Source organism: Polynucleobacter sp. MWH-P3-07-1 (assembly GCF_018687555.1).
Classification (GTDB): Bacteria; Pseudomonadota; Gammaproteobacteria; order Burkholderiales; family Burkholderiaceae; genus Polynucleobacter.
Genome location: NZ_CP061296.1, coordinates 738,410 through 752,555 on the forward strand (window position 1 = coordinate 738,410; position 14,146 = coordinate 752,555).

General features: G+C 48.0%; 13 protein-coding genes and 1 tRNA gene. 12 read left to right on the plus strand and 2 right to left on the minus strand.

The window, feature by feature from the left end:
* Positions 1-16 precede the first annotated feature (16 nt).
* The 6 genes from hflX to ICU98_RS03890 all read left to right on the plus strand — a co-directional run bounded on the left by hflX (position 17) and on the right by ICU98_RS03890 (position 7,031).
* A complete protein-coding gene (hflX, locus tag ICU98_RS03865; protein ID WP_251365406.1) occupies positions 17-1,180 on the plus strand; it encodes a GTPase HflX in 1,164 nt (387 codons plus the stop codon).
* Entirely contained in the window at positions 1,170-1,754 is a 585-nt protein-coding gene (locus ICU98_RS03870) for a protease modulator HflK N-terminal domain-containing protein (protein WP_215352842.1), read from the plus strand. Before hflX ends, ICU98_RS03870 begins: the two co-directional genes overlap by 11 nt.
* Before the next feature lie 39 nt (positions 1,755-1,793).
* The gene (locus ICU98_RS03875) at positions 1,794-2,957 is read left to right on the plus strand and encodes an ATP phosphoribosyltransferase regulatory subunit (protein ID WP_215352843.1); all 1,164 of its coding nucleotides are present in this window, start codon (positions 1,794-1,796) and stop codon (positions 2,955-2,957) included.
* A gap of 47 nt (positions 2,958-3,004) precedes the next feature.
* Positions 3,005-4,348, plus strand: coding sequence for an adenylosuccinate synthase (locus ICU98_RS03880; RefSeq protein WP_215352844.1), 1,344 nt, complete (start codon positions 3,005-3,007; stop codon positions 4,346-4,348).
* A 61-nt stretch (positions 4,349-4,409) separates the two neighbouring features.
* Positions 4,410-6,623 carry a malate synthase G gene (locus tag ICU98_RS03885; RefSeq protein WP_215352846.1) on the plus strand — a complete coding sequence of 738 codons (2,214 nt, stop codon included), beginning with the start codon at positions 4,410-4,412 and terminating at the stop codon, positions 6,621-6,623.
* 15 nt (positions 6,624-6,638) lie between these two features.
* Positions 6,639-7,031 (plus strand): hypothetical protein, encoded by a 393-nt coding sequence (locus ICU98_RS03890; protein ID WP_251365388.1) that lies wholly within the window; start codon positions 6,639-6,641, stop codon positions 7,029-7,031.
* Positions 7,032-7,142: 111 nt separating this feature from the next.
* Here the strand turns inward: ICU98_RS03890 and ICU98_RS03895 are convergent, their stop codons facing one another.
* The gene (locus ICU98_RS03895; protein WP_215352847.1) at positions 7,143-7,649 is read right to left on the minus strand and encodes a hypothetical protein; all 507 of its coding nucleotides are present in this window, start codon (positions 7,647-7,649) and stop codon (positions 7,143-7,145) included.
* A gap of 89 nt (positions 7,650-7,738) precedes the next feature.
* Between ICU98_RS03895 and ICU98_RS03900 the strand changes: the two genes are divergently transcribed.
* The 5 genes from ICU98_RS03900 (at position 7,739) to ICU98_RS03920 (ending at position 11,508) form a co-directional block, all read left to right on the plus strand.
* The gene (locus ICU98_RS03900) at positions 7,739-8,983 is read left to right on the plus strand and encodes an MFS transporter (protein WP_251365389.1); all 1,245 of its coding nucleotides are present in this window, start codon (positions 7,739-7,741) and stop codon (positions 8,981-8,983) included.
* Positions 8,984-9,010: 27 nt separating this feature from the next.
* Positions 9,011-9,697: a dienelactone hydrolase family protein gene (locus ICU98_RS03905; RefSeq protein ID WP_215352849.1), complete on the plus strand. Its 687-nt coding sequence runs from the start codon at positions 9,011-9,013 to the stop codon at positions 9,695-9,697.
* Positions 9,698-9,711: 14 nt separating this feature from the next.
* On the plus strand, positions 9,712-10,209 hold the full coding sequence (locus ICU98_RS03910; RefSeq protein WP_215352851.1) for a hypothetical protein: 498 nt from the start codon (positions 9,712-9,714) through the stop codon (positions 10,207-10,209).
* A gap of 84 nt (positions 10,210-10,293) precedes the next feature.
* A complete protein-coding gene (locus tag ICU98_RS03915) occupies positions 10,294-11,112 on the plus strand; it encodes a peptidylprolyl isomerase (protein WP_215352853.1) in 819 nt (272 codons plus the stop codon).
* 36 nt (positions 11,113-11,148) lie between these two features.
* The gene (locus tag ICU98_RS03920; RefSeq protein WP_215335532.1) at positions 11,149-11,508 is read left to right on the plus strand and encodes a DUF1622 domain-containing protein; all 360 of its coding nucleotides are present in this window, start codon (positions 11,149-11,151) and stop codon (positions 11,506-11,508) included.
* Positions 11,509-11,513: 5 nt separating this feature from the next.
* Here the strand turns inward: ICU98_RS03920 and ICU98_RS03925 are convergent.
* Positions 11,514-11,600: transfer RNA gene (locus ICU98_RS03925), tRNA-Leu, on the minus strand.
* A 154-nt stretch (positions 11,601-11,754) separates the two neighbouring features.
* Here ICU98_RS03925 and rnr point away from each other — a divergent pair.
* Entirely contained in the window at positions 11,755-14,145 is a 2,391-nt protein-coding gene (gene rnr / locus ICU98_RS03930) for a ribonuclease R (protein ID WP_215352855.1), read from the plus strand.
* Position 14,146 lies beyond the last annotated feature (1 nt).

The following is a 14,146-nucleotide window of genomic DNA, read 5'->3' on the forward strand; positions in this document are numbered from 1 at the left end:
AGATTTTGCAGACAGCATGGCCGAGCTCAGTCTTTTGGCTGATAGCGCAGGCTCGATTCCGACCGCTAGTGTCATCGCTCGTAAGGGCAAAACCGATCCTGCTTTATTTATTGGTTCGGGTAAAGTCAATGAGCTCAAGCGCGTCATGGAAGAGCATGATGCTGAGCTGGCCATCTTCAATCATCCTTTATCACCCACCCAGCAGCGCAATCTTGAGCGTCACTTAGGTCGCCATGTGATGGACCGCACGGGTCTGATTCTGGATATCTTTAGTCAACGTGCGCAAAGTCATATTGGTAAGACCCAAGTCGAGTTAGCGCAAGTGCGTTATCGCATGTCACGCCTCGTGCGTGCCTGGAGCCACTTAGAGCGACAGCGCGGTGGTATTGGTGTGCGAGGTGGTCCAGGCGAGACTCAAATGGAGTTGGATCGCCGGATGCTGGCAACCAAAGCCAAGCGACTGGAGAACGAGCTTGAAAAGCTCCAGCGTCAGCAAAGAACCCAAAGACGCGCGCGTAATCGCCAAGCGGTCTTTTCAGTTTCCTTGGTGGGATATACCAATGCGGGTAAATCCACTCTATTTAACGCACTCACGAAGGCAGGGACATACGCTGCCGACCAACTTTTTGCGACTTTGGATACCACCTCCCGTCGAGTTCACCTCGATGGGGTTGGATCGATTGTGGTCTCCGATACCGTTGGATTTATCCGTGAACTACCGCACCAACTGGTGGAGGCCTTTCGGGCCACCTTGGATGAGACGATTCATGCGGATCTGATTCTGCATGTCATAGATGCCTGCAGCCCAGTAATGAAAGAGCAAATTGCCGAAGTGGAGGCTGTTTTGGCTGAAATTGGGGCCGATGAGATCCCCCGGATTGAGATCATGAACAAGATCGATTTAATGCCCCAAACCTTCACGAAAGGCCCTCTTTTAGTGAGGGATGGGCAGGGCATCCCCAGGCAGATTTTCCTATCCGCCCAGTCAGGCATGGGCCTCGATTTGCTGAGATCCGCCCTAGCGGAGTGCTCAGAAATGACTGATAAAATGAGGACAGAACAGAACCGTGCCAAGCAGCAGATGGCCTCGGACGAGTTTTTAGCCCCTTTGCCAGAACGACCAGAAACTGCTGAATTAAATCCTATTCCAAGCATTATTTATTCACCGAATGACGCGTAAATTTCTTAACCTCTTTGCAGTAAACGATTCAGGCGAAAGCCAGGGATCAAAAGAAGCTAAAGATGAGCAGGGGAATGAACAAGCTCTGAAAACTAATCTGCCACCCAGTTCGCCCGATCGCCAGCCTGAAAAACCTGATGGTCCTCCTGATTTAGATGAGTTGTGGCGTGACTTTAATCATCGCCTGAGTGGCTATTTTGGCGCTAAAGAAAATGCTAATCCACTAAGTCGTTATGCAGGATATGTAGTGATCCTGCTAGCCGTAATCATGCTGTGGCTTGGTAGTGGTTTCTATGTCGTCCCAGAAGGTCGTACTGGTGTGATCAAAACCTTTGGTAAAGATGCCACCCCTGCCAGCGAAGGATTGCATTGGCATCAGCCTTGGCCGATTCAGAGCATGGAGCTAGATCCCTTGCCTGCAAGTACTAGCCTGACTCAGTCGGCTGATCAAGCGGTGACTGCACCAACCCCAAGCGAGAACGCTCCCAAGGCGATGACACCGAATAGCCCAACAATAGCAAGCCCTGATGTAAAGCGTGATCTCCTCAGAAGTCGCGATCGTGATTCCCGTTAAGCGCTCGATATAAAACAGAACAAGAACAGAATACATATTATGAATCGTTGGTTACTTCCTGAAGATATTGCTGATGTATTGCCAGCCGAAGCTCGCAAGGTCGAGGCTTTGCGCCGCAATATTTTGGATCTCTACCAATCCTACGGATATGAATTAGTTGCACCTCCAATACTAGAGTTCCTGGATTCTTTATTGACCGGTACTGGTTCTGACCTCAATTTACAAACCTTCAAACTGGTTGATCAGTTATCAGGTCGCACCTTGGGTTTGCGTGCCGACATTACTCCCCAAGTCGCGCGGATTGATGCTCACTTACTTAATCGCGAGGGCGTGACCCGTCTTTGCTATGCCGGTTCTGTTGCGCATGCGCGCACCCCGGTGGGGAGTACCGCTAGAGAAGAGTTGCAGCTCGGTGCGGAGATCTATGGCTGCGCAACCTGGCAGGCTGATTTAGAAGCGATTACCTTACTGCTCAAGACCTTGAGTTTGGCAGGTTTGGATCAGGTTTATCTAGATCTCTCACACGCCGGCATTCTGAATGGCATTCTCGCTCAAGAGAATCTCCCAATCGCTGAGATGGAAACACTGTATGGTTTTCTCCAGAGTAAAGATCGGCCTCGCTTGAGTGGGTGGGCCCAATCGCTCCCAGAGCAAACGGCCAAAGCCTTGCTTGCCCTCACTGAACTCAACGGACCTTGTGCAGAAGTCTTAAGCAATGCGAAGAAAGCCTTGCCGCAAACTCCAGAGGTGAAAGAAGCGCTGGCGCAGTTAGCCCATTTAATTGACTCTGCGAATGATTTATCGCAAGGGCTAGAACTCAGTATTGACCTTGCAGATTTACGCGGTTATCAATATCACAGTGGTGTGATGTTCGCTGCCTATGTCGAGAAACTTCCTCAGCCTATCGCCAGAGGCGGGCGCTATGATCAGGTTGGCAAAGCCTTTGGTCGTGCACGTCCAGCAACGGGTTTCTCATTAGATCTATTAACACTTGCTAGTCTCTCGCCCAATCCAAAGCCAAAGAATGCGATTCTGGCGCCTTGGGATAACGATGCCCAACTGAAACAAAGCATCGATGCTTTACGTCAGGCAGGTGAAGTCGTTATTCAGCAAAATGCTGGTGAGCCAATGCAGTCTGCTGAATACATCTGTGACCGCGAGTTAGTGAAGCAAGGCGGCAAGTGGACAGTGAATCAAAAGTAAACCCCGTTTAAGAAAACCCTATTTATTAATCTCGATTTGGAATGGTTATGTCTGTAAAGCAAGAAGCACATGGTCGTAATGTCGTTGTCATTGGCACACAGTGGGGTGATGAGGGCAAAGGCAAAGTCGTTGATTGGCTGACCGATCATGCGCAAGCAGTGGTGCGCTTCCAGGGCGGTCATAACGCCGGCCATACCCTCATTATTGGCGATAAGAAAACCATTCTGCGTTTGATTCCTTCTGGGATCATGCACAAAGATGTCATTTGCTATATCGGCAATGGCGTAGTGCTTTCCCCAGAGGCCTTATTTAAAGAGATTGGCGAGTTAGAAGCTGCTGGTCTGGATGTGCAATCCCGCTTGAAGATTTCTGAAGCAGCCACTTTAATTCTGCCGTATCACGTTGCCATTGATCAAGCCCGTGAGAAAAAACGCGGTGAGGCGAAAATTGGGACAACCGGTCGCGGCATTGGTCCTGCTTATGAAGATAAAGTAGCGCGTCGTGCACTGCGCGTGCAGGATTTGTTCTACCCAGAAAAATTTGCTGAGCAGCTGCGTGAGAATCTTGAGTTCCATAACTTCATGTTGACTAACTACTATGGCGCTGAGCCAGTAGACTTTCAGAAGACCTTGGATGAGGCGATGACGTACGCCAAGCGCATTGCACCGATGGTGGTAGATGTCTCTAGCGCTTTGTATGCGGCTGAGCAAGCTGGTAAGAACCTATTATTCGAGGGTGCGCAAGGCACTTTGCTCGATATCGACCACGGCACCTATCCTTATGTCACCTCAAGCAACTGCGTAGCGGGTAATGCTGCGGCAGGCTCGGGCGTTGGTCCAGAGTCCTTGCATTACATCCTTGGTATTACTAAAGCCTATTGCACCCGCGTCGGTGCAGGCCCATTCCCGAGTGAGCTGTATGACCATGACAATCCTGCCAAACAAGATCCGATCGGCATTCGTCTGGCAGAGGTTGGTAAAGAATTTGGCTCGGTCACCGGTCGCCCTCGCAGAACCGGCTGGCTTGATGCTGCTGCCCTCAAGCGCTCAATTCAGATTAATGGTTTGACGGGTCTTTGCATTACCAAGTTGGACGTTCTTGATGGCCTAGAGACCATTCGCTTATGCGTTGGTTACAACTTAGATGGCAAGCACCTCGATGTGCTCCCTCGTGGTGCGGAGTCCGTGGCCCGTTGCGAACCGATTTATGAGGACTTTCCGGGTTGGAAGGGCAGCACTTTCGGCATTCGGGAGTGGAAGAATCTTCCTTCTGAAGCCCAAGCATTCTTAAGCCGGATTGAAGCGGTTGCCGGTAAGCCGATTGCGATGGTCTCAACTGGACCAGAGCGCGATGAAACGATTTTGCTCCAGCATCCATTTCAGGATGCATAAAGATTTCTAAAACCATTTTTCATTTTCAATTTCACATTTACTTAGATACATAGGTTTAATCATGACAGCACGTACTACTTGCAATAGCTTACAAGTTGCAACCCCCTTATATCGTTTCATTGAAGACAAAGTCTTGCCTGGAACCGGAATCAATAGTGCCGATTTCTGGAAGGGCTTTGATGAAATCGTACAGGACCTCACTCCCAAAAATGCAGCATTACTCGCTAAACGTGATCGTATTCAGGTGGATTTAGACAAATGGCACCAAGCCAATCGTGGTCCGATTAAAGATATGTCAGCCTATCGCAAGTTCCTCAAAGAGATTGGTTACCTTGACGATGTGCCTGGCAAGGTGGCTGGTACAACCCAAAATGTCGATGATGAGCTAGCGCTGCAAGCCGGTCCTCAACTCGTTGTGCCAGTCCTGAACGCCCGTTATGCCTTAAACGCGGCTAACGCCCGTTGGGGTTCTTTATATGACGCCCTCTATGGCACCGATGTCATCTCTGAGGAAGATGGCGCGACTAAAGCGGGTGGATACAACCCGATTCGTGGTGCTAAGGTCGTAGCTTATGCACGTAACTTCTTGGATCAAGCTGCACCTTTAGCTAAAGGCTCGCATCGGGATGTGACAGCCTACACAGTCAACGGTAATCAGCTTGCGATCAAACTCAAAGACGGTAGCACTACTGCACTTGCAGATGAAAAGCAGTTTGTCGGTTATCAAGGTGATGCTGCAAGTCCATCTTCAATCCTCTTGCGCAATAACGGTATTCATATTGATATCGAAATTGATAAGAGTAAAACCATTGGCTCTAGTGATCCTGCTGGTGTGAATGATGTGGTGCTCGAAGCCGCTTTATCCACCATTTTGGATTTGGAAGACTCGATTGCAGCAGTCGATGCAGACGATAAAGTACTGGCCTATGAAAACTGGTTAGGCATTCTCAAAGGTACCTTGGTTGAAGAGGTGAGTAAGGGCGGCAAGACCTTTACCCGTGCCCTCAATCCAGATCGCCAATACAAAGCGGGCATTGGTGCTGTGAATGCCAAAGATGGCATCGTGACTTTACATGGCCGTTCACTCTTATTCCTGCGTAACGTGGGCCATTTGATGACCAATCCAGCGATTTTGACTGCTGATGGTAAAGAGATCTATGAAGGTATCTTGGATGCGGTGGTGACTGTCTTGATTGCTTTGTATGACATCAAGCGTCCTGCCTCCCAAAAAATCGGTAATACCCGTAAGGGCTCGGTCTACATCGTCAAGCCCAAAATGCATAGCCCTGAAGAAGTTGCTTTTGCTAGCGAACTTTTTGCTCGAGTCGAGAAACTCCTCGGCTTACCAGTAGATACTGTGAAACTGGGCATCATGGATGAAGAGCGCCGCATGAGTGCCAACATCAAAGCAGCGATTGCTGCTGCTGGTGCCCGCGTGGCCTTTATTAATACTGGTTTCTTAGACCGCACTGGCGATGAAATGCACACCTCCATGCATGCCGGCCCAATGATGCGTAAGGGTGATATGAAAACCAGTAAATGGTTATCTGCCTATGAGCGGCGCAACGTCTTTGCTGGCTTGGATTGCGGTCTACGCGGCCGTGCTCAAATTGGTAAAGGGATGTGGGCGATGCCCGATCTCATGAAAGCCATGGTCGAACAAAAGATTGTGCATCCTAAAGCCGGTGCCAATACTGCTTGGGTGCCATCACCTACAGCAGCGACCTTGCACGCTTTGCATTATCACCAAGTCAATGTGGCGCAGATTCAGCAAGAGATGGAAAAACTCGATACTGCTGCTGAAGCCGAAGCGCTCCTCGATGATTTATTAACGATTCCAGTAGATCCTAAGGCCAGCTGGTCTAAAGAAGAGGTTCAGCAAGAGTTAGACAACAATTGCCAAGGTATTCTTGGTTATGTAGTGCGCTGGATCGATCAAGGCGTAGGTTGCTCAAAAGTACCAGATATTCATAATGTGGGCTTGATGGAAGACCGCGCTACCTTGCGTATCTCTAGTCAGCATATTGCTAACTGGTTATTGCATGGCATTGTGACTGAGGCACAAGTGAACGAAACCCTACAAAGAATGGCTAAGGTGGTAGATGGTCAAAATGCTGGCGATCCACTTTATATACCCATGATGCCGAACTATCAAGACTCCTATGCTTACAAAGCGGCCAGTGATTTGATTTTCAAAGGACTCGAGCAACCCAACGGCTATACCGAGCCATTGCTGCATGCTTGGCGTTTGGTGGTGAAGAAAGCACAGGCTTAAGTTACTCCCGAGTAATTGCATTCTTTGTTTGGATTCTTAAAACAGTTTCTGTCGCCACTCCATTCCACTCGCTTTGAGTGGAATGATGGCGGTAGACTAGCTGCAGGATTTCAGGGTGGAGCAGGAGATTGCGTTGTTAGGGCGATCGCGATAGCCGCTGATAAACCCTATCTAGAAGTCTACGAAGATCTGCGTGAGGCCAATGCGTCCTATGCAGCCAATAAAAAGAATCGATTAGCCAGAAGTTTGAACGCTAGGGGCTCATCGCCGCGTAATGGTAATCATCGTGATGTCTTTCATGATTACATCCTCAAGCAGGGGTTTGCTTGGGTGCCTACTATGCAAGTTGGTGGTGGTTGCCAAGTACACCTAAGGGCAGGGAACTCCCCCATGGCAAACTCATTGTGAGATTATCAAAGCACCTCACGGCAGTGATTGATGGTGTGATTCAGGATACGCACGATCCTTCTAGGGGTGGCAAGCGTTGCGTTTACGGCTACTACATCAAGCAATAAACATTTAGAGCAAGAAGAACTTCTTGCCTTCATATTTCTTGCGCCAAGCCGCTTTATAAGTTTGCGTCATATCGATCATCGCTGAAGTGGTCCAGGCCAAGCAAAAGAAACCCGATAAAGCGATATAAAACGCAAGACTCTTTCTGCCATAGGGCAAAACATCCTCAACAAATCCAATGGTGGTGTAGCAACTGCCAGCAAATAAAACCGCTTTGACGACATTGGGTAGAAATCCTAAGACAGCCAGATAAAATCCCCAGACATAAATTTCAAACACATGAACTAGGGCAATACGGATAAAAGAAAGATAAAACTGGACAAAGACCCAGTTATATTTTTTATCCTCTATATGCTCAATAGAATATTGATCAAAACGCATCAATAAGCGATTCACAACGGTGCCATGAATCATCAGAGTGCCAATCACGCCCAGTACACCAATCAAAAGATCGGTGAATATATAGCTTGGCGCAAGGTCGCTAATATCAATAGAAAGATTGAAAAAAGGCATTTTTTGTCTGTCTCAATAAATGAATGGTTTACAGCATTTTTAGCGCTAAAGCCTGATAATAGGGTATTCCATTAGTAGAGTAGCTTATTGTGACCCATCATCCTCATCCTGGCGCTGCCAACAATAAAGAACGCTTCTTTCTTCTTGCCCTAGCTGGAATCCAGTTCACCCATATTCTGGATTTTATGATCATGATGCCCCTGGGCCCGATTTTCATCAAAGTCCTCAATATCAATACCCACCAATTTGGCCTATTGCTCTCTTCATATACTTTTGCTGCAGCTGCCTCTGGGATCTTTGCTACTTACTATATTGACCGTTTTGAAAGACGCCAGTTATTGCTCAGTCTGTATGCCTGCTTCATTGCGGCTACGGTGATTTGTGGCCTTGCCCCCAGCTATTCCATCCTATTTATTGCTCGGGCATTTGCTGGTGCCTTTGGCGGCATTTTGGGATCTTTAGTGCAAACCATTATTGCGGATGCCATTCCATTTGAGCGCAGAGGTAAGGCCTTGGGCACAGTGATGGCCTCATTCTCGGTATCGACAGTTGCAGGAGTGCCGCTGAGCTTGTTCTTGGCAAACCATATCCCTTCATTGGGTTGGCGTGCACCATTCTTTTTTATCGCCATCGTCTCCTGCGTGATCTTATATTTAGCTTATCGCAATATCCCCAAGATCGAAGGACACCTCGCTCACGTTCATGTCGGCAGTCGTTTCCAGCAGATCTATCAAATAGCCTTTGCGCCTAAGCATCTCAAAGCCTTTGGTTTCATGTTCCTCATCATGATGACGGGCTTTACAGTGATCCCGTACATTGCCCTTTATCTCACCACGAATGTGGGAATTGCGAATGACTACATTTCTTTGGTGTATCTGTGTGGGGGAGTGGCAACGCTAATCACCTCACGTTATATTGGCCATCTGGCTGACAAATATGGCAAGGTATCCGTATTTAAAGTTTTGGCCATTGTGAGTTTGGTACCACTGCTGGTGACAACGAACTTAGTGCCAGTTCCACTATGGTTGGTACTCATCAATTCCACTTCATTCTTTATTCTGATTTCTGGTCGGATGATTCCAGCGATGGCCATCATTAGCCAAGTGGTGGATGCCAAGATTAGGGGGACTTTCATGAGTCTGATTGGTTCAGTGCAAATGTTTGCATCAGGAGTTGCATCAGTCGTTGCCGGGGCAGTAGTGACGATTGGGGCGGACGGGAATATGCAACATTACAATCTGGTTGGATTCGGGGCGGCGGCCTGTGGTTTGTTAACCTATTACTTAGTTGGTCGTATTCATTCAGATCAACAACCCGCTCCATCGAGCCATTAAGATTACTTTCTATAGAAGAGTGAAGTCATGATCCAATATCCAAGACCCGATGGTCAGATCGTTAATGCCTATCTCGCTGAACCTGCCAATCCAAGTCATGCGCCTGGAATTGTGGTGATTCAAGAATGGTGGGGCTTAAATGAGCAGATTAAAGGAGTGGCTGATCAATTAGCCCAGGCAGGCTACCGAGCCTTGGTCCCTGATTTATATCGCGGTCAGCTTGCTTTGGAAGCCAATGAGGCAGAGCACTTAATGCAAGGACTGAATTTTGGCGATGCGGCGGGGCAGGATATTCGTGGGGCGGTGCAATACCTCAAAAAAACAGGCAGCCCCAAAGTGGCTGTTACTGGATTTTGTATGGGTGGAGCACTGACTGTTTTATCGGCCTGTAATGTTCCTGAGCTAGACGCAACAGTAGTTTGGTACGGCTATCCACCTCTGGAGTTTGTCAACCCTAAAGCGATTACCAAACCGATGCTTGCGCATTGGGCTCTGCACGATGATGCTTTTGCGATCAGCGGAGTAGATCAACTCGAAAATATGCTCAATGATGCAGGATCACCAATTGAGTTTTATCGCTACGATGCCAAACATGCATTTGCTAATGAAGAAGCAGACGCTCGTAACTTGCCGTATCTGAAATATCATGGCGAGGCAGCCACGCTTGCTTGGGAAAGAACCATGTCCTTTCTCAAGGCCCAATTAAGCGCCTAAAACGAAGATTTTGTATGCATCTCTATTCTGAAAACCTCGCTATCGAAATCGCAGACTATTACCGTAATCTGAGCTTAGGTCATGGCGTCATTCCCAAAGTATTTACATTGGTAAACGGCGATGGTGATCAATACCTCTTTTTCATCGATGATTTGCGCATGGAAAAGCAGGAGGAGACCCAATTCTTATCCTATATTGTTCAGGCCCATGATGCAGTCTCTTATGCACGTGGCACACTCATTATTCTGGATAAAAAACAAGAGCTGATTGAGTTTGCGGTGATCGACCGAGATAGTCCAGAAGCAATCGTTTGTTCGGCTGAGCTCACCCGCGATATGGATGAAAAGCCCATTGGCCTAACTGAGTTTGAAAAGACGCTAGTACCCAAGGGCAGTATTGTATTTAATGGACTTTTTGATCCCATCAAACTATCTGATCGGACAATTGAGGACTATGAGAGCCTCTGGGATGAGATGAAATCCAAAATCTTGCATCGCTCAATGGCAATTTAAGGACTTACATGCTGCTCTTGTATTATGGGCTTATCAACTTACTGTAACCACCAGCAGCATCCAAACACTAAAAACCACATACCTATGAAACATCTCAATCAATTACTGATCCTCATTCTTCTGAGCTTGGCAAGCAACTTTGCCATTGCACAAACTGGAGGAAATACTGTTTTAGTGCTTGTTAATGGTGCCAAGATTACCTCGGGTCAGCTCAATGATTGGGTCAATGTGGCTGTTTCCGAAGGGGCAAAAGATAGTCCTGAACTGCGTCAATCGATTATGAATGACTTGATCTTGCGTGAGGCCGTTTCACAAGATGCCAAAAAAACTGGGCTACTCACTGCTGGGAACAATGCTTTCAAGATTAAAGTGGCAGAGCAAAATGCTGTACTTGAACTATGGTTTGCACAGTACTTCAAGGCGCATCCTCTATCAGAGGCTGATGTCAAAGCGGAATATGAAAAACAAGTTGCTTTGAGTAAAGAACCGCAAAACAACAAAGAGTACAAGCTCTCACAGATTGTGGTGGGTAGCGAGTCGGAGGCAAATCAAATCATTGCACAACTCAATAAAGGCACATCCTTTGCAAGCTTGGCCCAAGAGAAGTCGCTTGATAAAAATTCAGGATCAAGAGGCGGAGTGATGGGCTGGGCCTTGCCAAGCCAATTAGTGCCACCAATTAATGAGATTGTTGTCAGTATGACGAAGGGTCAGTTCACTCTTAAGCCAATTCAGACCAGCAATGGTTGGCATATCGTGATGGTCGACGATGTTAAGCCTTTCGTAATCCCCAGCTTTGACGATGCTAAGGCGGGTATTGCGCAAGCCTTGGTGCAACAAAGACGCCAAGAGGCAGTGGGTGCGCTGATGAAGACGATCAAAATTAGCCAACCCGGTAAGTAAATTGAGAGCAGGGCGAGAATAGGCGAGGCAAGGACGATGTTGGAGACTACCTTAGGTTTAGCTCAAATTATTCGCTATGTCAGCGATGTGATGGATGCTTTAGGGGTTGCCGTTGTTTCCTTGGGAGTTCTTTGGGGCTTATTGGGCTTCATGAGAAACATCGCCCAACGACCTATCGATGATTCCTATAAAGCCTTCCGAGATCAGATCATTCGTGCCTTATTGCTTGGCTTAGAAATTCTGGTAGCCAGCGATATTATCCGTACTGTTGCGATTAACCCGACCTTAATGAGCGTTGCCATTTTGGGCGCCATTATCACTCTGCGGTGTTTCTTGAGTTGGTCTCTGACTCTCGAAATGACTGGCAGGTGGCCTTGGCAGACCACTGAAAAATAGAAGTTTGGTGCCCAGAAAGGGACTCGAACCCCCACAATCTTTCGATCGCCAGCACCTGAAGCTGGTGCGTCTACCAATTTCGCCATCTGGGCGTGCCTCTATTATAGGGGAAGCTGACTTTCTGATGTTTTGAGCCCCTTTGGGGCTTTTCCAAAGAGGACACGCTGATTTGATACAGTTGGTCTAGTAAATAACAAAAATGGCTTTAAATTAGCTGTATACGGCAAGTAATGCCAAAGGAAATCAATGCGTAAAGCAGATCATGTGGTGCCACGCGATGAGAATCGTTTAGGTACCGTTCAAGGCCACAGAGATGGTTTTGGTTTTGTAATCCCCGATGATGGTGGTGAGGATATCTTCCTCTCCGAAAAAGAGATGTCCCGCGTCATGCACGGTGATCGTGTCCATGTCAAAGTTTTAGGGACCGATCGTAGAGGTCGTCCAGAAGGTCAAATTGTTGAAGTTGTAGTGCATGCCAATAAGCTCGTCATTGGTCGTCTATTGAATGAAAACGGAGTACTCATTGTTGCACCCGAAGATAAGCGAATCGGCCATGACATTCTGATACCGCCTAAGGGTCAGGGTATTGCTAAACTCGGTCAAGTGGTTAGCGTTGAAATCATCGACTATCCAGATAGCTATCGCCAAGCGGTAGGGAGAGTTGTTGAAGTATTAGGTGAGATTGACGACCCTGGTATGGAAATTGAGATCGCTGTCCGCAAGTATGGTGTGCCCCATGAGTTTTCTGCTGCTGCCATGAAAGAAGCAGCAGCATTGCCCGATACGGTTCAGCAAGCTGACCTAGAAGGTCGAGTCGATCTGCGTGACGTACCTCTCGTTACGATTGATGGCGCCGATGCCCGTGACTTTGACGATGCGGTCTATGCCGAACCAGTGATGTACGGCAAGAGTAAAGCCTGGCGACTGATTGTGGCTATCGCTGACGTATCGCACTACGTTAAACCTGGCCACCCATTAGATGATGATGGCTTACTACGAGCAACCTCAGTCTATTTCCCAAGACGCGTCATTCCGATGTTGCCTGAGAAGATCTCGAATGGTCTGTGCTCTCTGAACCCTGGAGTTGATCGACTCTGTATGGTTTGCGATTCTGTAGTGGATAACAACGGCATCGTATTGGCTTATCAGTTTTATCCAGCGGTAATGCATTCTGCGCAACGCTTTACCTATGACATCGTCTGGGAGATTCTCTCAAACAGCAAAGGACCCGAGGCGGCGCGCTTTGCTGAGTTCCGACCATTGCTCATGAATTTGTATTCTCTTTATAAGATCTTGTTATCTGCTAGAGAAAAGCGTGGCGCGATTGAATTTGAGACTACCGAAACCCAGATTATCAGTAATGAGCTGGGTAAGATCATGCGCATTGAGCCCCGTACGCGGAACGACGCACATCGCTTGATCGAAGAATGTATGTTGACGGCCAACGTCTGTGCTGCCGACTTTATCGAGAAAAACAAGCACCTGGGTTTATATCGAGTGCACGGGGAGCCTTCTGAAGAGAAGCTCGTGACCCTACGCCAAGTTCTGCGTACTTCTGGCCTTTCATTAGGCGGTGGTGATAAACCTAAGCCACGCGACTTTGCCAAGTTGATTCAGGAAGTCAAAGAGCGCCCCGATGCCAATATGCTGCAGTCAGTGGTTTTGCGCTCGATGCAACAAGCGATGTATCAACCCGATAACGAAGGTCACTTTGGTCTAGCCTATCCTGCGTATTCTCATTTCACGAGCCCGATTCGCCGCTATCCCGATCTATTAACCCATCGGGTGATCAAAGCGATTCTGCAGAAGAAGCCTTACGTTCCAGTCCTGCCACCCAAAGTGCCTCTGAACTTAACCTTGCCTCGTAAAGGTAAAGCACGTCAGAACGCAGTCGATGCTAAAAAATCCCATACGGATGCGAAGACTGCAGCAGAGAAGGGCACTAAGCTACCAAAAGGTGCTAATGCGGCATTACCCATTTGGGGTCAGTTGGGTGTGCACTGCTCATCGAATGAACGCCGAGCTGATGAGGCATCCCGAGACGTAGAAGCATGGCTCAAGTGCTATTACATGCGCGATCATCTAGGTCAAGAGTATGCTGGCACCGTTACTAGTGTGGCTAGCTTTGGTTTATTTATTCAGCTGGAGAACCTCTTTGTTGAGGGCATGGTCCATGTCACAGAATTGGGTGGGGATTATTTCCAATACGATGAAGCGCGCCAAGAATTGCGTGGTGAAAGAACCGGCATTCGCTATCGCTTAGGTGACAGAATGCATGTGTTGGTTAGCCGGGTGGACTTAGACGCCCGCAAAATTGAATTTAGCCTCATGAAGACCGTTGGCGCTGAGCCCGGTAACAATTTCAATCGACGCTCGATGGTCTTAGCAACTGAAACTGGTAGACCAAATAAAAAAGCCGCCTCCAAGAAATCACGGCCTCAGAGTAAAACACCTCAGAAGCCTAGTGGCATTAATACCAACGCAGCGAAAACTGCAGGTAACCTTGGTGCCTCTCAATCTAAAGGGAAGTCAAACCGTAAGAGTGGTAAGGCCAAGCCAGCCGGCACTGGACGGATACCCGGTAAAGCTGCCGGTAGCAAACCCCCAGTGCGCAATACCAAAGCGCGACGTAAATAAG

Bases quoted from the DNA above. Each gene is read 5' to 3' on its own strand.
- rnr (WP_215352855.1), top strand. From the start codon at position 11,755: ATGCGTAAAGCAGATCATGTGGTGCCACGCGATGAGAATCGTTTAGGT.
- ICU98_RS03905 (WP_215352849.1), top strand. From the start codon at position 9,011: ATGATCCAATATCCAAGACCCGATGGTCAGATCGTTAATGCCTATCTC.
- ICU98_RS03870 (WP_215352842.1), top strand. From the start codon at position 1,170: ATGACGCGTAAATTTCTTAACCTCTTTGCAGTAAACGATTCAGGCGAA.
- ICU98_RS03885 (WP_215352846.1), top strand. From the start codon at position 4,410: ATGACAGCACGTACTACTTGCAATAGCTTACAAGTTGCAACCCCCTTA.
- hflX (WP_251365406.1), top strand. From the start codon at position 17: ATGGCCGAGCTCAGTCTTTTGGCTGATAGCGCAGGCTCGATTCCGACC.
- ICU98_RS03880 (WP_215352844.1), top strand. From the start codon at position 3,005: ATGTCTGTAAAGCAAGAAGCACATGGTCGTAATGTCGTTGTCATTGGC.
- ICU98_RS03895 (WP_215352847.1), bottom strand. From the start codon at position 7,649: ATGCCTTTTTTCAATCTTTCTATTGATATTAGCGACCTTGCGCCAAGC.
- ICU98_RS03875 (WP_215352843.1), top strand. From the start codon at position 1,794: ATGAATCGTTGGTTACTTCCTGAAGATATTGCTGATGTATTGCCAGCC.
- ICU98_RS03910 (WP_215352851.1), top strand. From the start codon at position 9,712: ATGCATCTCTATTCTGAAAACCTCGCTATCGAAATCGCAGACTATTAC.
- ICU98_RS03920 (WP_215335532.1), top strand. From the start codon at position 11,149: ATGTTGGAGACTACCTTAGGTTTAGCTCAAATTATTCGCTATGTCAGC.
- ICU98_RS03915 (WP_215352853.1), top strand. From the start codon at position 10,294: ATGAAACATCTCAATCAATTACTGATCCTCATTCTTCTGAGCTTGGCA.